Genomic DNA, 23,101 nt, shown 5'->3' with positions numbered 1-23,101 from the left:
GCGCCGGGACGCCCCGCGGCCGAGGAGAGGACGAGGTACATGGCCGCTGAACCCGTCATCGTCGAAGCTGTACGCACCCCCATCGGCAAGCGCGGCGGCGCGCTCGCCAATCTGCACCCCGCCTACCTACTGGGCGAGACGTACCGCGAACTGCTCGGCCGCACCGGCATCCAGCCCGACGCGGTGGAGCAGATCGTCGGCGGTACGGTCACCCACGCCGGGGAGCAGTCCATGAACCCGGCGCGCACCGCCTGGCTGGCCTGCGGGCTGCCGTACGAGACGGCGGCGACCACCGTGGACTGCCAGTGCGGCTCCTCGCAGCAGGCCAACCACATGGTCGCCAACATGATCGCGGCCGGGGTGATCGACATCGGCATCGGCTGCGGCGTCGAGGCCATGTCGCGGGTGCCGCTCGGCAGCGGCTCCAAGCACGGCCCCGGCAAGCCCTTCCCGGACGAGTGGAACGTGGACCTGCCCAACCAGTTCGAGGCCGCCGAGCGCATCGCCCGGCGCCGTGGGCTCACCCGCGAGGACGTCGACCGGCTCGGGCTGCTGTCCCAGGAGCGGGCGGCGCGGGCCTGGGCCGAGGAGCGCTTCAAGCGGGAGACCTTCGCCGTGCAGGTGCCCACGACCGAGGAGGAGCAGCTCGCCGGCCAGGGCATGTGGCGGTTGGTCGACCGTGACGAGGGGCTGCGCGACACCAGCATGGAGGCGCTGTCCGGGCTGAAGGCGATCATGCCGACGGCCGTGCACACCGCGGGCAACTCCTCGCAGATCTCGGACGGCGCGGCTGCCGTGATGTGGGCGTCCAAGCGGATGGCGCGGGCGCTGAAGCTGCGGCCGCGGGCCCGGATCGTCGCGCAGGCCCTGGTCGGCGCGGACACGCACTACCACCTGGACGGGCCGGTGGACGCGACCCGCACGGTGCTGGGCAAGGCCGGCATGACGCTGAACGACATCGACCTCGTCGAGGTCAACGAGGCCTTCGCCTCCGTGGTGCTGTCCTGGGCCCGGGTCTTCGACCAGGACCTGGAGAAGGTCAACGTGAACGGCGGCGCGATCGCCCTCGGCCACCCCGTGGGCGCCACCGGGGCCCGGCTGATCACCACGGCGCTGCACGAACTGGAGCGCGCGGACAAGGAGTTCGCGCTGATCGTGATGTGCGCCGGCGGAGCCCTCGCCACCGGCACGATCATCCAGCGGATCTGACCCGGAGGGTGCGGCCGCCTCCCGGGTACGCCCGGGGGACCACCGCATTCCGGGCGGAGGCCGTCGCGGCGGGCGGCGGCGCCTGGCACGGGCGCATGCCTGCCCACCCCACGGACCGGCGTCCTCCGCGAACGCGGCGGAGGGCGCTCGCGAGCGCCGCCACCGTCCTCGCGACGGCCGTCGCGATCGGCGCGGTCGCGGGGCCGGTGGCGGCCGTGACCGCCCCGCGTCCACCCGCCGCGACGGCCCCCGCCGGCCGCGGGCGGCTGCTCTCTGTGACCCGCCGGCGACGTACGACCGCGCCGCGTTGGTGCGCCTGCCCGGCGACACCGGCCGCTTCCGCGCGTTCCCGCGCCCGGCGCCCGAGCAGCGCACGCCGGTTCGCCGCGCCGGCCCGTCAGCGCGGCTGAGCCGGCCCGTCCGGTGCGCGCGGTCCCCCGTCCCCGAAGGCCACCGGGGCGCCGAAGGCGGCGCGCCGGGTCGCCCGGCGCAGCGCGCGCAGCACGAACGGGCCCAGGGTGAGGGCCAGCACGGCGGTCAGCACGGCACGCGGGAGGTCCCAGCCGAGGGAGGTGGCCAGGCAGTACGCGACGAAGCGGGCGAGGTTGTCCGGGAGCGGGTCGCCCGGCACGAAGGAGACCCCGGAGGACAGGCCGCCCAGGTACGGCCAGCCCTGCAGGTTCATGACCGTTCCGTACGCGATCGAGGACACCGCCCCGTACCCGGCGAGCAGGACGAGCTCGCCCCGGCCGCGCAGCTGCGCGGCGCCCGGGAGCAGGCCCGCGCCGAGCGCCACCCAGCCCATCGAGAGCATCTGGAACGGCATCCACGGCCCGACCCCGCCGGTGAGCAGGGCCGAGGCGAACATCGTCAACGCGCCCAGCGAGAAGCCGAAGCCGGGGCCGAGCACCCGGCCGGACAGCACGACGAGGAAGAACATCGGCTCGATGCCCGCCGTGCCGCCGCCGAGCGGCCGCAGGGCCGCGCCCGCCGCGGCCAGCACACCCAGCATGGCGACGGACTTGGCGCTCAGGCCCTCCTCGTCGTCCGCGATCGTCGCCATGACGACGGCGAGCAGCAGCGGCAGCAGCAGCGCGAACAGCCAGGGCGCGTCCGCGCTGTGGGCGAGCCCGGAGCCCGGGTCGGCGAGCAGCGGCCAGCCGAACGCGGCGACGCCGATCACCGAGACGAGGGTCAGCGCGACGACGGCCCGGCGGCCCAGCCGGACCGCGCGCGGCGGACGCGCGCTCACGCCGTCCCCGTCAGGGCCGCCTCGACCTGGCCGACGGTCAGCCAGGGCAGGGGACCGAGCACCTTGGCGACCTGCGGCGCGAAGGCCGGGGAGGAGACGACGACGTCGGCGGTGGGCCCGTCCGCGACGAGGTCGCCGTCGGCGAGGACGACCACGCGGTGGGCGAGTTCGGCGGCGAGTTCGACGTCGTGGGTGGCGAGGACGACGGCGTGGCCGTCCGCGCCGAGCGCGCGCAGGTGCGCGGCGAGACGGGCCTTGGCGGCGTAGTCCAGGCCGCGGGTCGGCTCGTCGAGCAGGATCAGCGGGGGCCGGGCGGTCAGCACGACGGCGAGGGCGAGCGCCAGGCGCTGGCCCTCGGACAGGTCGCGCGGGTGGGTGCCGTCGGCGACGCCCGGCAGCAGTTCGCCGACCAGGGCGCGGCAGGTGCCGGGCGTCGCGCGGGCGTCGGCGTCGGCGGCGGCGCACTCGGCGGCGACGGTGTCGGCGTACAGCAGGTCCCGGGGGTCCTGCGGGACGAGGCCCACGTGGCGGATCAGTTCGGCCGGCCTGGTGCGCGACGGCTCCAGGCCGCCGACGCGCACGCCGCCCGAGGTGGGCGCCCGCATCCCGGCGAGCGCGGACAGCAGCGTGGACTTGCCCGCGCCGTTGCGGCCCATCAGGGCCACGGTCTCGCCCGGTCGTACGGTCAGGTCCACCGCGCGCAGCGCCTCCACGCGGCCGCGGCGCACGGTCAGTCCCGTCACGACCGCGACGGGCTCGCCCGTGGCGGGCGCGGGCGGCGCGGGCGGGGTGCGGCCGGCGAGGCGCTCGCGCAGAGGGGCGGCGGCACGGCGGGCGTCGCGCACCGACAGCGGCAGCGGCGACCAGCCCGCGAGGCGCCCGAGCGCGACCACCGGCGGACGGACCGGCGAGACCGCCATGACCTCGGCGGGCGGCCCGCAGACCGGGGCGGCGCCCCCGCCGGGGAGGAGGACGACCTGGTCGGCGTAGTGCACGACCCGCTCCAGGCGGTGCTCGGCCAGCAGCACGGTCGTCCCCAGGTCGTGGACGAGCCGCTGCAGCACGGCGAGCACCTCCTCGGCGGCGGCGGGGTCGAGCGCGGACGTCGGCTCGTCCAGCACCAGCACCCGCGGGTGGACGGTGAGGACGGAGCCGATGGCGACGCGCTGCTGCTGCCCGCCGGAGAGGGTGCCGATCGGGCGGTCGCGCAGCTCGGCGAGGCCCAGCAGGTCGAGGGTCTCCTCGACGCGGCGGCGCATCACGTCGGGGGCCAGGCCGATCGACTCCATGCCGTAGGCGAGTTCGTCCTCGACGGTGTCGGTGACGAAGTGCGCGAGCGGGTCCTGGCCCACGGTGCCGACGACATGCGCGAGTTCGCGCGGCCGGTGGGTGCGCGTGTCGTGCCCGGCGACGGTGACCCGGCCGGTGAGGACGCCGCCGGTGAAGTGCGGCACGAGACCGGAGACGGCGCCCAGGAGCGTGGACTTGCCGGTGCCGGAGGGCCCGACGACCAGGCAGAGTTCGCCCTCGGGGACGGTCAGGTCGACACCGGCGACGGCGGGTTCCGCGGCGCCGTCGTACGTGACGGAGACCTGCTCGAAGCGGATCACGCGCGGGCTCCCTTCAGATGGGCGGGCAGCAGGCCCAGCAGGACGGCGGCCGCGGGCCACAGCGGCAGCGTCGGCGCGGTCAGCGGCACCACGGGCGGGTCCAGGTCGGCGGGCGAGGCACCGGCGGCCCAGATCGTCAGCGCGGCGACGGCCACGCCCGAGGCGGTGATCAGCCATGCGGTCGCGTCCCAGCGGTCGGGGCGGTAGCGGGTGCGTACGGAGCGGCGTCCGCCGAGCCGCAGCCCCGCGACGGCCGCGGCCGCACCGGCCAGCAGCAGGGGCAGGCCGTACGCGGCGCCCTCGGCGGCCAGCAGCGCGTAGGTGCCCGCGCACAGCCCGAGCAGCCCGCCGAGGGTGAGCGCGACGGTCGCCCGGCGTACGGCCGGCGGCACCTCGGCGGTGCGGCCGTAACCGCGGGCGTCCATCGCGGCCGCGAGGGCCACCGAACGCTCCAGGGCGCCCTCGAGCACGGGCAGGCCGACCTGGAGCAGCGCCCGTACGCCCCTGTCCGCGCGGCCCCGCAGCCTGCGGGCCGTCCGCAGCCGGCGGACGTCGGCGACCAGGTGCGGCGCGAACGTCATCGCGACGACCACGGCGACGCCCGCCTCGTACAGGGCGCCGGGCAGCGACTTCAGCAGCCGGGCCGGGTTGGCCAGAGCGTTCGCGGCGCCCAGGCAGGCCAGGAGGGTGGCCAGCCGCAGGCCCTCCCGGAACGCGAACCACAGCCCCTCGGCGGTGACCCGGCCGCCGAGGCGGACCCCCTGCGCCCAGTCGGGCAGGGGCACTTCGGGGAGGGTCAGCACGGTGTGCGTGCCGGGCACCGGGGAGCCCAGGACGACGGCGAACGCGAGCCGGATGGCGACGACCACCAGGCCCAGGCGGAGGAAGGCGGCGTACGACCGCGACCAGGGCGCGTCCGGCACCCGGCACACGGCGACGACGTAACCGGCGACGGCCGCGAGCAGCGCGAGCAGCGCGGGGTTCGACGTCCGCGACGCGGCCGTGGCGAGCCCCAGCGCCCACAGCCACCACGCCCCCGCGTGCGGTCCCCGCGCCCGGCCCGCGGGTGCGCCCTCCGCGCCCCCGTCCTCCGCACGGTCCGGCCGCCGCATCAGCGCCCGCAGGCGGCCGGGGCCGCCGCCTTCCGCTGCACGGCGGACGGGGTGACCGTCGCCGCCCGCGGTGGCCGAGCCGCCCCGGGTGCGCGGCCGCGGCCGGCCGGGCAGGGCGCGGGCCGTCGAATCGTCCGGGCCCTCTGCGACGGCCGGGTTCCAGCCGGGGACGGTGGCCGCCGCCATCGGCGTCGGCGTGCCGGGGTGGCGTGGCAGCGCGGCCGGGGTGACCGGGTCGTCGTGGGTGGGGACGGCTGCCCGGTGGTCGCGTGGGTGGGGCCGGCCCGGCCCGGACGAGGGGCACGATGGCGTGGCCCGTCCGTCGGAGGCGACGGCCGTGTGTGGTTTGCCGCCGATGTCGTGGGGGCTGACGGTCCGACGGGTCGGCGTTGCGGCGTCGTCCGTGCGGGCGGCCGGGGTGACGGCTGCCCTGCGGTCGCGGGGGTGCGGGCGGGCTGGCCCGGACGAGGGGGGTGATGGCGTGTCCCGTGCGGGGGTTGTGCCGAAGGTACCGGGTCCGGTGGGGGAGCCGCCGCGAGGGATGCCCGGGCGCCGGGGCCGGGTGGCCGCCCCGGTGGGGGTGCGCGGCGGTTCGGGCCGGGCGGCGGTCGTGCTGCCCGGTGTCGCCCGCGCGGTCGGGCCGGCCAGGCCGTCGCCGTCGCGTGGGCGCAGAAGCCGCAGCAGCCGAAGCAGGCCGAGGCCCCGCAGGGCACGCGGGCCGGGGAGCGGAGTGCCGCCGGTCCACGGCAGGGGTGTGCCGGCGGTCACGGGCGGTCGTTCCGGCGGCGGCGGATCTGCCAGGCGGCGGCCGCGGCGACGAGGAGGACGACGCCGGCGGCGCCGTACGTGCCGAGCGCGGGACCGGGGGAGGAGGTGGGCGCGGGGGGTGCGGCGTCGTCTGTGACCTGCTCGCCGCAGCCCTCGGCGGGGTAGCCGGCGACGGCGCACACCAGGCCCGCGGAGTTGTAGCGGAGCGGGGGCGCGACCGCGGCGAGGGCTTCGGCGGAGGTGGCGTCGACGGGGACGCGGGCGCAGGCGGCGCGGGCGGCCGGGGCGTCGGCGGCGGTGCCGAAGTCGAGCAGCAGGGCGACGCGCTTGGTGCCGGGGCGGGCCGGGGTGCCGTCGCAGACGGCGGCGAACCGGGCCGTGCCGCGGGGGCGGGCGGCCGAGTCGGCGTCGGGGCTGACGCCGAAGCGCCAGCCCTCGACGGCACCGTCGTCGGGGCGGCTGAGGGCGGGCCCGGTCGTGGCGAACGTCCAGGCCTGGCCGGCCGCGTCACGCTGCCAGAAGGACCAGTAGCGGTAGGCGGCCGCGTGCGCGGGCGTCGCGACGAGGGCGGCCACCAGGGCCAGGAGGAGTGCCGCCGCCGTGAGGGGCGGCCGCCTCACAGCCGGTGCTTCCGGCCGGCGAGCAGCACACCGATGCCGATGCCGGCGACCAGGCAGGCGCCGACGAACCACCACACCGAACTGCCGCCCGAGGAGTCGGGCTTCTGCTCCGCGACCGGGCCGAGGGCGCTGAGCCGCGTGATGTGGTCGCGCATCGGGTTGCCGGTGGCGTACGCGGCGAGGGCGAGCTGCGCGAGGGCGGTGGGGTTGTCCTTCGCCCAGGCGCCGGAGTTGGCGGCGAGCCAGTTGTACGCGCCCTTGGCGGCGTCGAGGTGGCCGCCCGCGGCGAGGGCGATGACGGCGTCGGCGGTCGTGCCGAAGTCGGGGGTCTTCTGGTCGGAGCCCGGGGTGACGGCCTCGAAGTGGCTGCCGCCGGCGGTGAGCCGGGCCGCGAGCCAGGCGGCGCCCGCGTCGGAGGCGCTGCCGCCGCACTCGGTGCGCACGGCGAGGTCGCGGTCGGGGGCCTCGACGACGAAGCCCGCGCCCTCGGCGCCGCGCACGGCGTCGGCGGTGGCCTTGGCGTTGGCCGCGAGCGCTCCGGACTTCGCGTCGGGCTGGTAGGCGAACGCGCCGCCGTCCTCCTTGCCGCAGGCCAGCTGGAGGGAGCGCAGCGCGTCGTAGGGCGACTGGCCGTCCGTGGTCACGGACTTGACGTCGGTTCCGGCGGCCTTGAGGCCGCCGATGACGACGCCGGTGGAGTCGGCGTCGGAGGCGCCGCCGGGGTTGTAGGACCAGCCGCCGTCGCGGTTCTGCACCTTGGCCAGCCACTCGGCGGCGCGCTTGACGGCGAAGTCCTGGCCGTGGACGGCGAGCGCCTGCACGGCTATGGCGGTGGCGTTGGTGTCCTCGGTCTTCGGGTCGCAGGGCGCCGTCGGGTCGGGACGGTACGAGGCGAAGCCGCCGTCCGCGCACTGCTGCTTGGCGAGCCACTCCACCGCGTTCCCGGCCGGCTCCGTGTCGGCCGCGTGCAGCGCCAGCAGCGCGTACGACTGGCGCCACACGCCGTCGTACGTCGGGTCGGCCTCCCCGTACAGCGCGGCGGGCGCGGTCGCCGGCGACGGCGAGGGCGACGCGGCTATGAGGAGCGTGCTGACGGCGGCCAGGGCGGCCGCGGCGGTGCGGCGCAGGTGCATCGGGTGGTGCCTTTCGGTGAGCGGTCGCGCAGACGGATGCGGGCGCGCGGTCACGGCACCGGGCTCCGGCTCCGTGTACCTCGACGGAAGAGCCGCTCCCGTCCGCGCGGGTGCTCCGGCTGGGCCCTCCCCGGACGGGGACGGCTCACGGTTGCGGGTCAGCGCCGGATTCGCACCGGCTTCCCCCGCTCGGACGTGATGGGACTTGGTTGTGTCGTGCACACCTTAGCCGGGACCGCGTGCCGTGCCGCCCCCGGCCGTGTGCGGTCTGCCTCACACCGGTGCCCTCACACCGCGGTGTACGCGACCGGGTCGGACCCGGGCACCGGCTCGGCGTGGCCGAGCTTGACCAGGCGGCGCAGGTGCGCCTCGGCCTCGGCGACGGCGATGTTCCGGGAGGGGAAGGGGATCTGCTCCCAGGGCCGGTTCCACTGCATGGCCACGGCGAGCTGCCACGGGGTGCGGGGGGCCTCGGCGATCAGGGCGCGCAGCGAGGCGAGGCGGGCGGTGTGGTGGTCCAGCAGTTCGCGCACGCGGGCGGCGGCGCCGGTGAAGGCGTGCTCGTGGGCGGGCAGCACCTCGGCGGGGGCGAGCCGGGCGACGCGTTCGAGGGAGTCGAGGTAGTCGCCCAGGGGGTCGCCTGCGGTCGCGTCGTCGGGGTCCTCGTACAGGCCGATGTGCGGGGAGATGCCGGGCAGCAGGTGGTCGCCGGAGAACAGGCGGCGGCCGTCCTCCTCGAAGAGGCAGACGTGGCCGGGGGTGTGGCCGGGGGTCCACACGGCGCGGACGGCGCGGCCGGCCAGCGGTACCCGCTCGCCGGGGACGATCTCGCGGTCGGGGAGGGCGGGCCGCAGTCCGGGCACGTCGGCGGCGCGGCGCTCGGCGCGCACCGCCCGCAGCGGGGCGAGGTGTTCCTCGGGGGCGCCGGCGGCGGCGAGCTTGACGGCGAGGTAGTCCAGCCACACGCCGGGCCGGGCGCCGCGGGCGCGGCGGACGACGGCGGTGTCGGCGGGGTGCATGGCGATCCAGGCGCCGGAGGCCTCGCGGACCCGGCCGGACAGGCCGTGGTGGTCGGGGTGGTGGTGGGTGACGAGGACGCCGTGGACGTCGGCGACCCGGGTGCCGAGCGCGCCGAGGCCGTCCGCGAGGGCGTCGTAGGAGGCGGGGTCGTCCCAGCCGGTGTCGACCAGGACGGGGCCGCGGTCGGTGTCGACGACGTAGACGAGCGTGTGACCCAGGGGGTTGTCGGGGATCGGGACCGGGATGCTCCAGATGCCGTCACCGTGCTCCATGAGGTCCCCTCTCCGATCCGTCACGCGCATTGCCCACCATAACTAGAACTGGTATCAGTTCTGAAGCAAAGTCACCTTCTGACGAGGCATCAGCCAAGGGCGGGACGGGACAGGCATGGACGGGAACGGGATCGTCGAACACGGAAAGCTCTACATCGGCGGGCAGTTGGCGGACCCGCTCGGCACCGGCACCATCGAGGTCGTCTCGCCCCACACCGAGCAGGTCTTCGCGCGGGTGCCGCACGCCTCCCGCGAGGACGTCGACCGGGCCGTCGCCGCGGCCCGCCGGGCCTTCGACGAGGGCCCGTGGCCGCGGGCGACCCTCGACGAACGCATCGAGGTCGTCACCCGGATCAAGGACGCGATCGCCGTACGCCACGAGGAGTTCGCCCGCGTCATCAGCGCGCAGAACGGCTCGCCCTACTCCTGGAGCGTGCTCGCCCAGGCGCTCGGCGCGATGATGGTCTGGGACGCCGCGATCACCGTCGCGCGCGGCTTCACCTGGGAGGAACGACGGGCCGGTGCGCTCGGCCCGATCCTGGTGCGCCGCGAGCCGGCCGGCGTCGTCGCCGCCGTCGTGCCCTGGAACGTCCCGCAGTTCACCGCCGCCGCCAAGCTCGCCCCCGCGCTGCTCGCCGGGTGCACGGTGGTCCTCAAGCCGTCGCCGGAGTCACCGCTCGACGCGTACCTGCTCGGCGAGATCGCCGCCGAGGCGGGACTGCCCGAGGGCGTGCTGTCGATCCTGCCCGCCGACCGCGAGGTCAGCGAGTACCTGGTCGGCCACCCCGGCGTCGACAAGGTCTCCTTCACCGGCTCGGTCGCGGCGGGCAAGCGCGTCATGGAGGTCGCCTCCCGCAACCTCACCCGCGTGACGCTGGAACTCGGCGGCAAGTCCGCCGCGCTGGTCCTGCCCGACGCCGACCTGGACACCGCCGTCCCCGGCATCGTCTCGGCCGCCTGGATGAACAACGGTCAGGCCTGCGTCGCCCAGACCCGCATCCTCGCGCCCCGATCCCGCTACGACGAGACCGCCGAGCGCCTGGCCGCGGCCGCCTCCGCCCTCGTCGTCGGCGACCCCCTCGACCCCGCGACCGAGGTGGGCCCGCTGGTCGCCCGCCGCCAGCAGCGGCGTTCCCTGGACTACATCGCCCTCGGCCAGCAGGAGGGCGCCAAGGTCCTCACCGGCGGCGGCCGCCCGCAGGCCCAGCCCACCGGCTGGTACGTCGAGCCCACCCTCTTCGGCGACGTCTCCAACTCCATGCGGATCGCCCGTGAGGAGATCTTCGGCCCGGTCGTCTGCCTGCTGCCGTACGAGGACGAGGCCGAGGCCGTCCGCATCGCCAACGACTCCGAGTACGGCCTGTCCGGCAGCGTGTGGACGGCGGACGTCGAGCACGGCATCGACGTCGCCCGCCGGGTGCGCACGGGCACGTTCAACGTCAACACCTTCAGCCTCGACATGCTCGGGCCCTTCGGCGGCTACAAGAACTCCGGGCTGGGGCGCGAGTTCGGCCCCGAGGGGCTGGGCGAGTACCTGGAGCACAAGATGGTCCACCTGCCCGCCGGCTGGGAGGGCTGACCCGGTGGGGGACCGGTGGCACATCGAGGTCGACCGAGGGGTGTGCATCGGCTCGGGCATGTGCGTGAACTCCGCCCCGGACGGCTTCACCCTCGACTCCGCCCGGCAGTCCCACGCGGCCGCCCCGGACACCGACGCGGCCGAGGCGCTGCTCGCGGCGGCGGAGGGCTGCCCGGTGGAGGCGATCAGCATCACGCTGGCCGCCTCCGGCGAGGCGGTCTTCCCGCCCGAGGAGTGAACGGTCCGCAGGGGTCAGGGCTGCGCGCGGCGCGGATCGGTGAGGTCGATCAGCCGGCACACCGTCTCGATGTCGATCTTCACCTGGGCGATCGAGGCGCGCCCGGACAGCCAGGTCACCAGGGCCGAGTGCCAGGTGTGCTCGATGACGCGCACCGCGGACAGCAGCTCGGGCCCGGGCGGCCCGTCCAGCCGCATCGCGTCCAGGACGATCGAGGTCGTCAGCCGCGACACGGCGTCCACCTCCGGGCTCACCGAACGGTCGGCGAACGTCAGCGCCCGCACCATGGCGTCCGCGAGGTGCGGCTCGCGCTGCATCGCGCGGAACGCGCGCATCAGCGTCTCCGCCACGCGGTCCGCGGGCGCGGAGGCGGTGGGCGGGCGCTTGCGCAGGGCCTCGTGGAGGTGCTCCAGCTGGTCGCGCATCGTGGCGACGAGCAGATGGATCTTGGACGGGAAGTAGCGGTAGAGGGTGCCGAGCGCGACGTTCGACTGCTCGGCGACCTCGCGCATCTGGACGGCGTCGAAGCCGCCCCGGACGGCGAGTTCGGCGCTGGTGCGCAGGATGCGGCGGCGGCGGGCTTCCTGACGTTCCGTCAGCGGCGCGGGGGGCGGCGTCGGCTGAGGAGCTGCGGTCATCTGTCCCAATCCGAATCTGTGCGCCGTGCGGAACCGTCCCCCAGCGTACTGCGGCCCTTTCTGCGGGGGGTGCGTCTGTGCGGGTCCGGTGCCGCGGGGTGCCCCGGGGTGCCCCTTGCGGCGGGTTGTTGTGTGCGGGTTGTTTGCGCCTGCGGCGGGCATCCCCCGCCCTCCCGCCCTCCCCCCAGCCTTCGGCCGGGGGGAGCACCCCGCCACACCCCCTCCGGTCGTGTGGGCGCATGACGGCCGGAGGGGGGTGATGGGGTGCGCTCCTCCCCACACCGCTGGAAACTGTCCCCAGCAGAGGGTCCCCCGGCCGCAGGACCGGACAGGGTGCCCGCACCGGTGGCGCGGCCGACCCGCCGGCATCGGGGCTGGATGGTGTGGGCGTCCGGTAAGGCGCGTGCGGCGCCCCCGGACCGCCCTCTCCCCCCACCGGCCGTCGGTCGCCGAACCGACCGAGGGGGCGGGGTCGTAGGGGTGGGCGTTCTGGACGCTGACGTGTATTTGTTGTGCGGCATCCGGGGCGGCAAGAGCGGGTGCCCGCCATGCACATAAATATGCGGTACAGAATGCCCACCCCGGAGGCCCCGACCCCGGCCCACCGCGAACCGCGCGAGGCCCGCACCAATCATCCGGGGCAATCGGGCGGGCGGGTGGGAGAACCCCCAACGGTCACCACGACGGCGTGGCGGGAATCACCTGCACCAGCCAGAACCCCCCGCACGGCTACAGGTATCTTCGTGCTCTCGGGCCAACTCCTGAGTAACCGATTCTGAAACTTGTTCTACCCGGGCACGGGCGGCTACGCTCCCGCTGAAGTGCAGTGAGAAGGGGGCCGTGAGTGACCGCAGAGGCCAGGCCGCTCCGGATCGCGCTGCTCACCTACAAGGGGAACCCGTTCTGCGGGGGCCAGGGCGTGTACGTGCGCCATCTGTCGAGGGAACTCGCCCGGCTCGGCCACAGCGTCGAAGTGATCGGTGCCCAGCCCTACCCCGTGCTCGACGCGGTCGGTGACGGGGTGCGCCTCACCGAGCTGCCGAGCCTGGACCTCTACCGTTCGCCGGACCCGTTCCGCACCCCGAAGCGCGGCGAGTACCGCGACTGGGTGGACGCGCTGGAGGTCGGCACGATGTGGACCGGCGGCTTCCCGGAGCCGCTGACGTTCAGCCTGCGGGCCCGCCGTCACCTGGCCGCCCGGCGGGGGGCCTTCGACGTCATCCACGACAACCAGACCCTCGGCTACGGCCTCCTCGGCGGCCCGGACGCCCTCGGCGCGCCGCTGGTGACGACCATCCACCACCCGATCACCGTGGACCGGCGGCTCGAACTCGACGCCGCGCAGGGGTGGAAGCGCCGGGCGTCGGTCCGCCGCTGGTACGGCTTCACACGGATGCAGCGGCGGGTCTCGCGCCGGCTGCCGTCCGTGCTCACCGTCTCGGGCAGCTCCCGTCAGGAGATCGTCGACCACCTCGGGGTGCGTGAGGACCGGGTGCACGTGGTGCACATCGGCGCCGACACGCGGCTGTTCTCGCCGGACCCGTCCGTGCCCGAGGTGCCGGGCCGGATCGTGACGACGTCCAGCGCCGACGTGCCGCTCAAGGGCCTGGTCCACCTCGTGGAGGCCCTCGCGAAGCTGCGCACCGAGCACCCCGACGCGCACCTCGTCGTCGTCGGCAAGCGGGCCGACGACGGCCCGGTGGCCGCCGCCATCGAGCGGTACGGGCTCGGCGGCGCCGTCGACTTCGTGAAGGGCATCAGCGACGAGGAGCTGGTCGACCTGGTGCGCGGCGCCCAGGTGGCGTGCGTGCCGTCGCTGTACGAGGGGTTCTCGCTGCCGGCCGCCGAGGCCATGGCCACCGGGACGCCGCTGGTCGCCACCACCGGCGGCGCCATCCCCGAGGTCGCCGGGCCCGACGGGGAGACGTGCCTGGCCGTGGCGCCGGGGGACCCGGGCGCGCTGGCCGCGGCGCTGGGCCGGCTGCTGCGCGACTCGGAGCTGCGCCGCCGCCTCGGCCGGGCCGGCCGGGAACGCGTACTGGCCCGCTTCACCTGGGAGCGGGCCGCCATCGGCACCGCCGAGCAGTACCGTGCGGCGATCGAGGCCGCCGCGGGGCCGCGGCCCACTGTCCAGTCACCGTCCCGGACGAAAGCAGACTCCACGTGCTGACCGTCGACTTCTCCCGCTTCCCGCTCGCCCCGGGCGATCGCGTGCTCGACCTGGGCTGCGGCGCGGGCCGGCACGCCTTCGAGTGCTACCGGCGCGGCGCGGACGTGGTGGCCCTGGACCGGAACGGCGACGAGATCCGCGAGGTCGCCAAGTGGTTCGCCGCGATGAGGGAGGCCGGGGAGGCTCCGGCCGGGGCGACCGCCACGGCGATGGAGGGCGACGCGCTGAGCCTGCCGTTCCCCGACGACACCTTCGACCGCGTCATCATCTCCGAGGTCATGGAGCACATCCCGGACGACAAGGGCGTGCTCGCCGAGATGGTGCGCGTCCTCAAGCCGGGCGGGCTGATCGCCGTCACCGTGCCGCGCTACTTGCCGGAGAGGATCTGCTGGGCGCTGTCCGACGCCTACCACGAGGTCGAGGGCGGCCACATCCGCATCTACCGGGCCGACGAACTGCTCGGCAGGATCCGCGAGGCGGGGCTGCGCCCGTACGGCAGCCACCACGCGCACGCGCTGCACTCCCCGTACTGGTGGATCAAGTGCGCGGTCGGCGTGGACAACGACAAGGCCCTGCCGGTGAAGCTGTACCACAAGCTGCTGGTCTGGGACATCATGAAGAAGCCGCTGGCCACCCGGCTCGCCGAGAACGCGCTCAACCCGCTGATCGGCAAGAGCTTCGTCGCCTACGCCACCAAGCCGCACACCCCGAAGGCGGGCGTCGACGCGTGAGGCGGACCGAACACCTCGTCCTGCCCGGCGTCCTGACCTCGGAGCAGGCCGCGCAGACCGTCGCCGGGATCCTCGCCGTGCAGCGGCCGGACGGCGCCGTACCGTGGTTCGAGGGCGGCCACCTCGACCCGTGGGACCACGTCGAGGCCGCCATGGCGATGGACGCCGCCGGCGAGCACGAGCACGCGGAGGCCGCCTACACCTGGCTCGCCCGCCGGCAGAACCCGGACGGTTCCTGGTACGCCGCCTACGGCTTCGCCGACGGCGCCGAGGGCGAGCCCACCGACCTGGGCCGGGAGAGCAACTTCTGCGCCTACGTCGCCGTCGGGGTGTGGCACCACTACCTCTCCACCGGCGACGACGCGTTCCTGGAGCGCATGTGGCCGGTGCTGTACGCGGCCGTCGAGTACGTCCTGGAACTGCAGCTGCCCGGCGGCCAGATCGCCTGGAAGCGCGAGGACGACGGGTCGTACCCGCAGGAGGCGCTGCTGACCGGCTGCTCGTCGATGTACCAGGCGCTGCGCTGCGCGCTGGCCGTCGCCGAGCACCGCGAGGACCCGCAGCCGGACTGGGAGCTGGCCGCCGGCGCCCTCGGGCACGCCGTCGCGCACCACCCCGAGCGGTTCCTGGACAAGGACCGCTACTCCATGGACTGGTACTACCCGATCCTCGGCGGGGTGCTGCGGGGGGAGGCCGCCCGGGAGCGCCTGCTGGCCCGCTGGGACGAGTTCGTCGTGCCCGGCCTCGGGGTCCGCTGCGTGGTGCCCAACCCGTGGGTGACCGGCGGGGAGAGCGCCGAACTCGCCCTCGCGCTGTGGGCGATGGGCGAGTCCGACCGCGCCGTGGAGGTCCTCGGCGCGATCCGGCACCTGCGTGCCGAGGACGGCATGTACTGGACCGGGTACGTCTTCGAGCCGGACGAGGAGGCCGGTACCGGCCCCGCCGTGTGGCCCCGGGAACGGACCACGTGGACGGCCGGGGCCCTGCTGCTCGCCGTCGCCGCCCTGGGAGGGGACGAGGCGACGACGGCGGTCTTCGGGGGTGAGAGGCTGCCGCTGGGGCTGGTGCCCGGGGCGGCGGGGTGCTGCGCCGGCCGGTGAGCGGGCGTCAGGCCCGGTTGACGCGACCCGCCACGGCGTGGCCGACGACCAGGTAGACCGCCGCCGGCAGGCCGTAGTTCAGCAGGGTGCGCGCCCACGCGGAGTCGGTGTCGAAGATGTCGTGGGCCCAGCCGCCGAGCCAGGACGCGACGTCGTGGATCCACTCCACGAGGTCGTTCGCCCGGTTGGCGTCGAGCATCCACAGCACGATCCACAGGACCAGGATGAAGGCCGCCACGTCCGCGGCCACCATGATGACCGTGGCGGCCAGATTGCCGCGATATCGTCTGGACATACCTGCCGTCTTGCCCCGATCGGCGGACTGAAACGTGGGGGCCGGCCCCCGCCTGACGCCCCGTACGGCCCTGTGCGGTGGCCGGTGCCGGGGGCCCGGGCGAGGATGCGATCACGCACCGCATCCCCCCGGGAGAACCGTCATGCCCTTGCGCCGTGCCCTGACCGCCCTCCTGCTCTGCGGCGTGCTGATGCTCGTCCCCGCCTGCGGCGGCGACTCGCCGCAGACCGCGAGCGTCGGCACCGCGAGCCCCACCTCCTCCGTGCAGAAGCAGAAGCTCGCCAAGACGCGCTTCGTCGCCAACGCCGGACTGGCCGCCGGCGCGACCTACCAGTGGATCGTCAAGCCCTACCGCGAGGGCAAGTTCAAGAAGGACGCCGAGGGCCGCAAGCTGGCTTTGGTGAAGGCGGGCCTGGCCGGGGCCTTCGCCTACAACCGGCTCAAGGCCGCCTCGGAGAACGCCAAGGGCGATCCGACCCTGGCCAAGCTGGTGGCCCCGCTGAACGCGGGCATCGAGTCGCTCAAGGACCTGCCGGCCAAGCTGCGCAGCGGCCAGGGCACGGACGACATCGTCGGCACCTTCCAGGACACCATCACCGGCGTCAAGTCGGCCGGCGAGGGCGCCGGCGCCAAGGTCACCGACAAGGTGCCCTCGCTGTCCCAGCTCAGCGGCGGATGAGCTCGGCCAGCACCCGCAGGGTGGCCGGGTCGGGCGCGGTGACCAGCAGGTCGGTCACCGGGCCCGACCGCCACACCTCCAGCCGTTCCGCGATCCGCTCCCGCGGGCCGACGAGCGAGATCTCGTCGGCGAAGGCGTCCGGCACCGCCGCGACCGCCTCCTCGCGCCGCCCGGCCAGGAACAGTTCCTGGACGCGCCGGGCCTCCTCCGCGTAGCCCATCCTGGCCATCAGGTCGGCGTGGAAGTTGCGGGTGGCCGCGCCCATCCCGCCGATATAGAAGCCGAGCATCGCCTTGACCGGCAGCAGCCCCTCCGCCGGGTCGTCGCACACCTGGGCGCGCGCCATCGGGGCGATCATGAAGTCCTTCGGCGCGTCCGCCAGTGACACCTCGTACACGTCCGTGCGGAACGGCGACCAGTACAGCGGCAGCCAGCCGTCGGCGATGCGGGTGGTCTGCGCGATGTTCTTCGGGCCCTCGGCGCCCAGCAGGACCGGCAGGGCGGCCCGCAGCGGATGGGTGATCGGCTTGAGCGGCCGGCCGAGGCCGGTCGCGTCGGGTCCCGCGTACGGCAGCGGGTGGAAGCGCCCGTCCATCGCCACCGGGCCCTCGCGGCGCAGCACCTGGCGCACGACGTCCACGTACTCCCGGGTCGCGGTCAGCGGACTGCGCGGGAACGGCCTGCCGTACCAGCCCTCCACCACCTGCGGCCCCGACAGGCCGAGCCCCAGCATGACCCGGCCGCCGGAGAGGTGGTCCAGGGTCAGCGCGTGCATGGCGGTGGCGGTGGGGGAGCGGGCGGCCATCTGGGCGATGCCGGTGCCGAGCCGGATCCGGCTGGTGTGCGCGGCGATCCAGGTGAGCGGGGTGAACGCGTCCGAGCCCCAGGCCTCCGCCGTCCACACCGAGTCGTAGCCGAGCCGTTCGGCCTCCTGCGCCAGGGCCAGGTGGCCGGAGGAGGGGCCGCGCCCCCAGTAGCCGAGGGCCAGTCCGAGCCGCATGCGCACGCCTCCTACCGGAGCTGACGGTACGTCAGCCGTACGGTACGGCAAGCGCCCCCGCCCCGGAAGAGCGGACAGCCGTGCCCCGGGCCGGACGGCCCGGGGCACGGCTGTCGCGTGCGTGCGCGAGTGGCGCTCCGGCGGGGATCAGCCGCGCTGGATGCCGCCGGCGTCCTGGAGGACGCCGCGGCGGCCGTCCTGGGTCTGCGCGACCAGGGCGGAACCGCGCTGCTCCACCGCCAGGTACCAGGTGCCGGGGGCCAGCTCGGCGATCTGCCGGCCCGAACCGTCTTCCGCGTACAGCGGACGCGCCACGGGCACCGCGAACCAGAAGGCCGCGAACTCCGCGGAGGGCTGCGCCTGCGGCTGCTGCTGGGGCTGCTGGGCCTGCGGCTGCTGCTGGGCCTGCGGGTAGCCGTACTGGCCGCCGCCGAAGGACGGGTCGGCCTGCGCGCCCTGACCACCGGTCTGCCCCGGGTACCCGTAGCCGCCCTGCTGCACGCCCGGGTAGGGCTGGCCCTGCTGGCCGCCGTACGGCTGCGCCTGCTGGGGCTGCTGCGGCCGCGGAGCGGGCAGCAGCGGCGCCTTCAGCACGGGCAGGCCCTGCAGGGTGAGCAGCATGGCGGCTGCGAGGGCCGCGGCGGCGACGAAGGAGAGGTACGCGCCGGCGGCCAGCTCGAAGGCCTCGCTGCCGTGGAACAGCGACCACAGCGCGTCCCAGGCGGCGGCCACGGAGAGGACCGCGCCCCAGTGCGCCAGCCCGATGCCGAGCAGCTTGCGCCCCTCGGGCTGGAACCGCGAGGCGACGAACAGGCCGGCGGCGATCAGGCCCAGGAGGTGCACCGAGGGCAGCAGCGGGAACAGCTCGCTCTTCCACGCGCTGGCTCCGCACTCGTCGGAGCTGCATCCCTTGAACGTGTAGAAGTTCAGGAACGAGGCGATCAGCAGCAGCAGCGCCGCGCCGATCACCGCGCCGTCTCCTCGGGTGAGGGAGCGGTTATTCACTAGGAGTCCTTGTCAGTCGTCTCGTTGTCGCTGTCGCCGGGCGGTTCCCCATCGTATGAGGGCCGTTGCCGCCGGGTGGGACCGGTCCGCCCCTCGGTGACACGATCGGGACCCAATGCTCACCGGCCGATCACCCGCGGTCTTCCAAGAACGCGGTGATGCCGTCCGCGATGCCCTCCGCGGCCCGCTGCCGCCAGGCCGGGCTGGTCATCAGCGCGGCGTCCCTGGGGTCGCGCATGTTGCCGCACTCGATCAACACCTTCGGCCGGCTGCTGAGGTTGAGTCCGCCGAGGTCGCTGCGGACGTCCAGGCCGGTGCCGCCGCCGATGTAGTTGGACGGCCGGGTGCCCGTCTCCTCGGCGAAGTGCCGTTTGAGGGCGGTGCCGAGCAGTTTCGACGGCCCGCTGATCTTCCGGGTGTCCGCGATGCCGCGGTGCACCGCGGCCGGCATGATCACGTGGAAGCCGCGGTTGCCGGCCGCCGAGCCGTCGCCGTGCACCGACACCACCGCGTCGGCCTTCGCCGTGTTGCCGGTCCGGGCCCGCTCGTCGATGCAGGGGCCGTAGGCGCGGTCGCCGTCGTGCGTGAACGTCACCTTCGCCCCCCGCGCTTCGAGCAGCGCCCGGGCGCGCCGGGACACGTCCAGGGTGAACGTGGCCTCGGCGTACCCCGCGTTGGTCGCGGTGCCCGTGGTGTCGCACTCCTTGCGGGCGGTGCCGATGTCGACCAGGCGGTTGATCTCGGCCGTGTGACGGCTGTTGCGCGTGTTGTGGCCCGGGTCCAGCACCACGACCTTCCCCGCGAGCGGCTTCGCGGACCCGGCGGACGGTGCCGCCGAGGACGGTCCGGAGGACGCCGCCGCCGAGCGGTGCGGACGCACGCTCTGCGGCAGGTCCCCGTTGCGTCCGGGGTCGTCCGGTCCGCCCGTGGCGTCCCACACCAGCCACGCGGCCGCGCACGCCGGGACCAGCGCGGCCACGACGACCACGGTGGAGCGGCCTTTGCTCTTGAACACGTCAGCGATGCTATCCGCCGTCCCGGACCCCGGCGCACGTACGCCGGAGGACGTGCAGTGAACCGGTCACGGACAGTTCCGTGAACGCGCCCGACTCCAGCGCCCGCCGGTAGATCCGCCAGGGTGCCTGGCCGCCGTCGGCGGGGTCCGCGAAGACGTCGTGGATGACCAGGAGGCCGTCCTGCGCGAGGTGCGGCACCCAGCCCTCGTAGTCGTTGCCCGCGTGCTCGTCGGTGTGCCCGCCGTCGATGAAGACCAGGGCCAGCGGCTTCCCCCACACCGCCGCGACCTGCGGGGAACGGCCGACGACCGCGACCACGTGCTCCTCCAGCCCGGCGGCGTGCAGGGTGCGCCGGAAGGTGGGCAGGGTGTCCATCAGGCCGACCTCGGGGTCGACCAGGGTGGTGTCGTGGTACTCCCAGCCGGGCTGCTGCTCCTCGCTGCCGCGGTGGTGGTCGACGGTGACGGCGACGGTGCCGGCCTCGCGGGCGGCGGCGGCCAGCAGGATCGTGGAGCGGCCGCAGTACGTGCCGACCTCCAGCAGCGGCAGGCCCGGGAGGCGGGCGGCGGCGTCGGCGGCGGCCGCGTGCAGGGCGAGGCCCTCATCGGTGGGCATGAAGCCCTTGGCCGCCTCGAACGCGGCCAGCGCGTCCGCGGGGACCGCTGCGGGGGGTGGCGTGCTCATGCCCCCATCGTCCCGTACGGCCGCGGTGCCCTTCGGCGGGGGTGCGCCGGCGTCGCGCCCGGCGGGTGCGAGGCCGGTCCCGGATCCGGACGTTCTGGTTCAATGGTCACGTCATGACTGATCCGCTGTGGGCCGGGGCACCGCTCGACACCGAGCTGGTGCGGGCCGCGCGGTGCGGTGACGCGGGTTCCCTGGGGCTGCTGCTCGCCAGGCACCGGGCGGCCATGCACGCGGTCGCCCTCGCCGTGCTGGGCCACGGCCCGGACGCCGAGGACGCCGTGCAGGAGGCGGCGCTCATCGCGCTGCGGCGCATCGGCGACCTCCGCGACCCGGACGCCGCCGGCCCTTGGCTGCGGATGGTGGTCCGCAACGTCTGCCGAGCCCAGCTGCGCAGGAAGTCGGCGGTCCCCGTGGCCGAGATCGAGGGATTCGTCGCCATGGACCGCTCGGGCGGCCCGCCCGACCCGGCGGACGTGCTCGACGGGCACGTGCTGCGGGACTGGATCTGGGGCGCGCTGGAGGGCCTGTCGCCCGGGCTGCGGCTGGTGACGATGCTGCGCTACTTCACCGACGTCACCTCCTACGAGGAGATCGCGCTGCTCTGCGGCATCCCCGTCGGCACCGTGCGCAGCAGGCTGAGCCAGGCGCGCGCCAACCTGTCCGCCGCGCTGGTGGCCGCCGGCGACCGGGTCCACGACGACTCCGCCTCCCTCACCGCGCGCCACCGTCGGCTGGCCGAGGAGACCATGCTGGCGGCGCACCGCGGCGAACTCGCCTCGGCGTGGGCCGGCTGGCGGTCCCCCGAGCTGGAGGTGACGTGGCCGACCGGCAAGCGCACCGACCTCGACTACCTGGGGTTCTCCTTCCGCCGCGACGTCTCCGAAGGCGTCCGCCAGAAGCTGCTGAACGTGGTGGCCAGCCGCGAGGTCGTCATCTGGGAGGCGGCCATCGTCAGCCCCCCGGATGACCCGTTCCACTGCCCGCCCGGCGTGGTCTGGGTGCACTTCCTCGACGGCGGGGGCGGGGACAGGCTGCGCCTGTACCACCCGCGGCGCCGCCGGGAAGAAGCCCGCGCGAACGATCACGGGAACTGACCGAACCTTTTCGCCGCCCGCCGCATCGTGTGGGCATGAACGTCATCCCTCACGAGGCGGAGCACCCCACACGTGCCGCCGCCGAGGTGCGGACCGTCCTCGTCGACGGCGTGCGCCAGGTCTACCGGGTCAGGGGTGCCGGGCCGGTGTGCCTCGTGCACTCCGGAGGCCCCGGTGTGCACCCGGAGTACCTGCGCGTACCCGCACTGGAACAGCACCTGACCATGGTCCACGTGGACCCCGTCGGCTCGGGCGACAGCGATCCGCTGCCGGACGGGGACTACTCCACGTCCCGCTACGCGCGCTTCGCCGCGGCCGTACTGGACGACCTCGGGGCGCCCACCGCCTACTTCCTCGGCCACTCGCACGGCGGCTTCGTCGCGCTGCAGTTCGCCCTCGACCACCCCGGCCGCCTCGACGGGCTCATCCTCTACGACACCGCGCCCGTGTACGGGCCGGAACTGATGGAGAAGGCGACCGAGGAGATGGCCGCCTTCGTCGAGCGATGGCCCGACCGGCCCGAGGCGGCCGCGGCGGGGCGGGCGTGGCGGGCCCGGGTGGCGGGGACGGCGGCGATCACCGACGACGTGTCCATGGAGCGCTACCTCGAGGCCGTCCTGCCGGCCTACTTCGCCGACTACCGCAGGACGGTGATGCGGAGCGGGTCAGTCCCCGCCCTCCGGGCCACCCACGACCCGAACCGGCGCCCCTCCGCATGGGACGTCCGCGACCGGCTGGGCACGATCGGGGCGCCGGTCCTGGTGATCGTCGGCACCCACGACTTCATCTGCCCGCCGGGCTTCGCGTACGAGCTGCAGGTCGGGATACCGCAGGCGCGGCTGTGCGAGCTGACCGCGAGCGGCCACTTCGGGCACATCGAGGAGCCGGAGAGGTTCGTGGCCGCGGTGCGCGACTTCGTCACCACCCAGGACAAGGAGAACGCAGCATGACGACCACGGTGCCGACCGGCCTGGCCGAGGAGACGGAGATCGCGGCGTACGCCGACTTCGTGACCGGAGCGCCGGCCGGCGTGCACGGGGCACTGGGCATCGGCACGCAGCGGTTCGGCGCGGTGCGCGCGCTGGCCGTCCGCGAGGACCCGAGCCGCTTCTTCAACCGGGCCGGGGGATTCGGCTCCGCCGGACCGGTCACGGCCGACGCCGTGGACGAGGTGTGCGGCTTCTTCCGGGCCCAGGGCGTGCCCGTCGGCTCGCTCATGATCGCGCCGTCGCTGCTGCCGTCCGACTGGGCCTCGATCGCCGGGAAGCGGGACCTCACCGAGGGCACCCGCTTCGCCAAGCTCGGCTGCGACGTCCCGGCGGCCCTGGCCGCGGTCGACGGGGCCACCGCGCTCGACCCGGGGCTGCGCGTCGGCCTCGTCGAGCCCCACCAGGCGCACGAGTGGGCGACCGTGATGATGACGACCTTCGGCTTCACCACGCCGGCCATGACCGACATGGCCGCGGCGTGCGTCGGCAGGCCGGACTGGCGGCAGTACGCGGTCTGGGAGGGCGAACGGATCGTCGCGGTGGGCAGCGTCTTCCTCAACGGCGACTGCGCCGGCATGTTCGGCGGGGCGACGCTGGCGGGATGGCGGGGCCGCGGCGCCCAGTCGGCCCTGCTCACGGCCCGCGTCCGGGCCGCCCACGACGCGGGCTGCCGCTGGCTCGTCGCCGAGACCGGCGCGGAGGGCCCGGGCGAGCACAACAGCTCCCTGCACAACATGCTGCGCGCCGGCTTCGAGCCGCTGTACGAGCGGGTCGCCTGGGTCTGGCGCGGATAGCCGTACGGCGCCGCCGGGCCGGCTCGCTTCGTGCGCCGGCCCGGCGGCGGGTGCTCCGGCAGCGGTGGGGCGCGGGCACAGGTGGGGTCCTTC

General features: G+C 75.1%; 22 protein-coding genes and 1 riboswitch. Of the genes, 10 read left to right on the top strand and 12 right to left on the bottom strand.

The window, feature by feature from the left end; all coding sequences use genetic code 11:
• Window positions 1-39: 39 nt before the first annotated feature.
• Complete coding sequence (locus ACZ7MY_RS01170; RefSeq protein ID WP_499598524.1) at window positions 40-1,209, top strand: steroid 3-ketoacyl-CoA thiolase; 1,170 nt, start codon at window positions 40-42, stop codon at window positions 1,207-1,209.
• Between the two features lie 397 nt (window positions 1,210-1,606).
• Here ACZ7MY_RS01170 and ACZ7MY_RS01165 read toward each other — a convergent pair whose 3' ends face one another.
• The 6 genes from ACZ7MY_RS01165 to ACZ7MY_RS01140 form a co-directional block, all read right to left on the bottom strand.
• Complete coding sequence (locus tag ACZ7MY_RS01165; RefSeq protein WP_499599323.1) at window positions 1,607-2,506, bottom strand: ECF transporter S component; 900 nt, start codon at window positions 2,504-2,506, stop codon at window positions 1,607-1,609.
• Window positions 2,458-4,071 carry an ABC transporter ATP-binding protein gene (locus tag ACZ7MY_RS01160; RefSeq protein WP_499598522.1) on the bottom strand — a complete coding sequence of 538 codons (1,614 nt, stop codon included), beginning with the start codon at window positions 4,069-4,071 and terminating at the stop codon, window positions 2,458-2,460. The genes ACZ7MY_RS01165 and ACZ7MY_RS01160 overlap by 49 nt, the downstream gene beginning before the upstream one ends.
• Entirely contained in the window at window positions 4,068-5,183 is a 1,116-nt protein-coding gene (locus ACZ7MY_RS01155; protein ID WP_499599321.1) for a CbiQ family ECF transporter T component, read from the bottom strand. Before ACZ7MY_RS01155 ends, ACZ7MY_RS01160 begins: the two co-directional genes overlap by 4 nt.
• Before the next feature lie 764 nt (window positions 5,184-5,947).
• Window positions 5,948-6,571, bottom strand: a complete 624-nt coding sequence (locus tag ACZ7MY_RS01150; RefSeq protein ID WP_499598519.1) for an SCO2322 family protein — start codon at window positions 6,569-6,571, stop codon at window positions 5,948-5,950.
• The gene (locus ACZ7MY_RS01145) at window positions 6,568-7,704 is read right to left on the bottom strand and encodes an SCO2321 family membrane protein (protein WP_499598517.1); all 1,137 of its coding nucleotides are present in this window, start codon (window positions 7,702-7,704) and stop codon (window positions 6,568-6,570) included. Before ACZ7MY_RS01145 ends, ACZ7MY_RS01150 begins: the two co-directional genes overlap by 4 nt.
• 108 nt (window positions 7,705-7,812) lie before the next feature.
• Window positions 7,813-7,890, bottom strand: a riboswitch (cobalamin riboswitch).
• A gap of 101 nt (window positions 7,891-7,991) precedes the next feature.
• Window positions 7,992-8,996, bottom strand: coding sequence for a Strvi_7410 family MBL fold metallo-hydrolase (locus ACZ7MY_RS01140; protein WP_499599320.1), 1,005 nt, complete (start codon window positions 8,994-8,996; stop codon window positions 7,992-7,994).
• Window positions 8,997-9,111: 115 nt separating this feature from the next.
• Between ACZ7MY_RS01140 and ACZ7MY_RS01135 the strand changes: the two genes are divergently transcribed.
• Both ACZ7MY_RS01135 and ACZ7MY_RS01130 read left to right on the top strand, forming a co-directional pair.
• Complete coding sequence (locus tag ACZ7MY_RS01135; RefSeq protein WP_499598514.1) at window positions 9,112-10,575, top strand: aldehyde dehydrogenase; 1,464 nt, start codon at window positions 9,112-9,114, stop codon at window positions 10,573-10,575.
• A gap of 4 nt (window positions 10,576-10,579) precedes the next feature.
• Window positions 10,580-10,813, top strand: coding sequence for a ferredoxin (locus tag ACZ7MY_RS01130; RefSeq protein WP_499598511.1), 234 nt, complete (start codon window positions 10,580-10,582; stop codon window positions 10,811-10,813).
• A 14-nt stretch (window positions 10,814-10,827) separates the two neighbouring features.
• Here ACZ7MY_RS01130 and ACZ7MY_RS01125 read toward each other — a convergent pair whose 3' ends face one another.
• On the bottom strand, window positions 10,828-11,451 hold the full coding sequence (locus ACZ7MY_RS01125; RefSeq protein WP_499598508.1) for a TetR family transcriptional regulator: 624 nt from the start codon (window positions 11,449-11,451) through the stop codon (window positions 10,828-10,830).
• A gap of 844 nt (window positions 11,452-12,295) precedes the next feature.
• On the opposite strand from ACZ7MY_RS01125, the gene ACZ7MY_RS01120 reads away from it, so the two are divergent.
• From ACZ7MY_RS01120 to ACZ7MY_RS01110, 3 genes are read left to right on the top strand one after another with little or no spacing between them, the layout of a single operon-like run.
• The gene (locus ACZ7MY_RS01120) at window positions 12,296-13,621 is read left to right on the top strand and encodes a glycosyltransferase family 4 protein (RefSeq protein ID WP_499598505.1); all 1,326 of its coding nucleotides are present in this window, start codon (window positions 12,296-12,298) and stop codon (window positions 13,619-13,621) included.
• Window positions 13,615-14,352 carry a class I SAM-dependent methyltransferase gene (locus tag ACZ7MY_RS01115; RefSeq protein WP_499598503.1) on the top strand — a complete coding sequence of 246 codons (738 nt, stop codon included), beginning with the start codon at window positions 13,615-13,617 and terminating at the stop codon, window positions 14,350-14,352. The genes ACZ7MY_RS01120 and ACZ7MY_RS01115 overlap by 7 nt, the downstream gene beginning before the upstream one ends.
• Complete coding sequence (locus ACZ7MY_RS01110; RefSeq protein ID WP_499598501.1) at window positions 14,349-15,452, top strand: prenyltransferase/squalene oxidase repeat-containing protein; 1,104 nt, start codon at window positions 14,349-14,351, stop codon at window positions 15,450-15,452. Before ACZ7MY_RS01115 ends, ACZ7MY_RS01110 begins: the two co-directional genes overlap by 4 nt.
• 7 nt (window positions 15,453-15,459) lie before the next feature.
• On the opposite strand, the gene ACZ7MY_RS01105 is transcribed toward ACZ7MY_RS01110, so the two are convergent.
• Window positions 15,460-15,747, bottom strand: a complete 288-nt coding sequence (locus ACZ7MY_RS01105) for a hypothetical protein (protein ID WP_499598499.1) — start codon at window positions 15,745-15,747, stop codon at window positions 15,460-15,462.
• Between the two features lie 142 nt (window positions 15,748-15,889).
• On the opposite strand from ACZ7MY_RS01105, the gene ACZ7MY_RS01100 reads away from it, so the two are divergent.
• Complete coding sequence (locus tag ACZ7MY_RS01100; RefSeq protein ID WP_499598497.1) at window positions 15,890-16,426, top strand: hypothetical protein; 537 nt, start codon at window positions 15,890-15,892, stop codon at window positions 16,424-16,426.
• Here the strand turns inward: ACZ7MY_RS01100 and ACZ7MY_RS01095 are convergent.
• The 4 genes from ACZ7MY_RS01095 to ACZ7MY_RS01080 form a co-directional block, all read right to left on the bottom strand.
• Window positions 16,413-17,426 carry an LLM class F420-dependent oxidoreductase gene (locus ACZ7MY_RS01095; RefSeq protein WP_499598495.1) on the bottom strand — a complete coding sequence of 338 codons (1,014 nt, stop codon included), beginning with the start codon at window positions 17,424-17,426 and terminating at the stop codon, window positions 16,413-16,415. The genes ACZ7MY_RS01100 and ACZ7MY_RS01095 overlap by 14 nt on opposite strands.
• A gap of 147 nt (window positions 17,427-17,573) precedes the next feature.
• A complete protein-coding gene (locus ACZ7MY_RS01090; RefSeq protein WP_499598492.1) occupies window positions 17,574-18,431 on the bottom strand; it encodes a DUF5336 domain-containing protein in 858 nt (285 codons plus the stop codon).
• A gap of 130 nt (window positions 18,432-18,561) precedes the next feature.
• Entirely contained in the window at window positions 18,562-19,446 is an 885-nt protein-coding gene (locus ACZ7MY_RS01085; RefSeq protein WP_499598489.1) for an N-acetylmuramoyl-L-alanine amidase, read from the bottom strand.
• 10 nt (window positions 19,447-19,456) lie between these two features.
• Window positions 19,457-20,131: a class I SAM-dependent methyltransferase gene (locus ACZ7MY_RS01080; RefSeq protein WP_499598487.1), complete on the bottom strand. Its 675-nt coding sequence runs from the start codon at window positions 20,129-20,131 to the stop codon at window positions 19,457-19,459.
• Between the two features lie 113 nt (window positions 20,132-20,244).
• Between ACZ7MY_RS01080 and ACZ7MY_RS01075 the strand changes: the two genes are divergently transcribed.
• Genes ACZ7MY_RS01075 through ACZ7MY_RS01065 form a run of 3 tightly spaced genes read left to right on the top strand, consistent with a single transcriptional unit; the run spans window position 20,245 to window position 23,008 of the window.
• Window positions 20,245-21,225, top strand: a complete 981-nt coding sequence (locus tag ACZ7MY_RS01075; RefSeq protein WP_499598484.1) for an RNA polymerase sigma factor — start codon at window positions 20,245-20,247, stop codon at window positions 21,223-21,225.
• A gap of 35 nt (window positions 21,226-21,260) precedes the next feature.
• On the top strand, window positions 21,261-22,175 hold the full coding sequence (locus ACZ7MY_RS01070) for an alpha/beta fold hydrolase (protein ID WP_499598482.1): 915 nt from the start codon (window positions 21,261-21,263) through the stop codon (window positions 22,173-22,175).
• A complete protein-coding gene (locus tag ACZ7MY_RS01065; RefSeq protein ID WP_499598479.1) occupies window positions 22,172-23,008 on the top strand; it encodes a GNAT family N-acetyltransferase in 837 nt (278 codons plus the stop codon). Before ACZ7MY_RS01070 ends, ACZ7MY_RS01065 begins: the two co-directional genes overlap by 4 nt.
• The last annotated feature ends 93 nt before the right edge of the window (window positions 23,009-23,101 follow it).

This window comes from Streptomyces sp. NPDC111520 (assembly GCF_055635295.1).
The sequence above is the reverse complement of the archived record's forward strand: the minus strand, read 5'-3'. Positions and strand labels throughout refer to the sequence as shown.

Bases quoted from the DNA above. Each gene is read 5' to 3' on its own strand.
- ACZ7MY_RS01075 (WP_499598484.1), top strand. From the start codon at position 20,245: ATGACTGATCCGCTGTGGGCCGGGGCACCGCTCGACACCGAGCTGGTG.
- ACZ7MY_RS01135 (WP_499598514.1), top strand. From the start codon at position 9,112: ATGGACGGGAACGGGATCGTCGAACACGGAAAGCTCTACATCGGCGGG.
- ACZ7MY_RS01095 (WP_499598495.1), bottom strand. From the start codon at position 17,426: ATGCGGCTCGGACTGGCCCTCGGCTACTGGGGGCGCGGCCCCTCCTCC.
- ACZ7MY_RS01070 (WP_499598482.1), top strand. From the start codon at position 21,261: ATGAACGTCATCCCTCACGAGGCGGAGCACCCCACACGTGCCGCCGCC.
- ACZ7MY_RS01170 (WP_499598524.1), top strand. From the start codon at position 40: ATGGCCGCTGAACCCGTCATCGTCGAAGCTGTACGCACCCCCATCGGC.
- ACZ7MY_RS01065 (WP_499598479.1), top strand. From the start codon at position 22,172: ATGACGACCACGGTGCCGACCGGCCTGGCCGAGGAGACGGAGATCGCG.
- ACZ7MY_RS01125 (WP_499598508.1), bottom strand. From the start codon at position 11,451: ATGACCGCAGCTCCTCAGCCGACGCCGCCCCCCGCGCCGCTGACGGAA.
- ACZ7MY_RS01145 (WP_499598517.1), bottom strand. From the start codon at position 7,704: ATGCACCTGCGCCGCACCGCCGCGGCCGCCCTGGCCGCCGTCAGCACG.
- ACZ7MY_RS01105 (WP_499598499.1), bottom strand. From the start codon at position 15,747: ATGTCCAGACGATATCGCGGCAATCTGGCCGCCACGGTCATCATGGTG.
- ACZ7MY_RS01080 (WP_499598487.1), bottom strand. From the start codon at position 20,131: ATGAGCACGCCACCCCCCGCAGCGGTCCCCGCGGACGCGCTGGCCGCG.
- ACZ7MY_RS01155 (WP_499599321.1), bottom strand. From the start codon at position 5,183: ATGCGGCGGCCGGACCGTGCGGAGGACGGGGGCGCGGAGGGCGCACCC.
- ACZ7MY_RS01140 (WP_499599320.1), bottom strand. From the start codon at position 8,996: ATGGAGCACGGTGACGGCATCTGGAGCATCCCGGTCCCGATCCCCGAC.
- ACZ7MY_RS01100 (WP_499598497.1), top strand. From the start codon at position 15,890: ATGCCCTTGCGCCGTGCCCTGACCGCCCTCCTGCTCTGCGGCGTGCTG.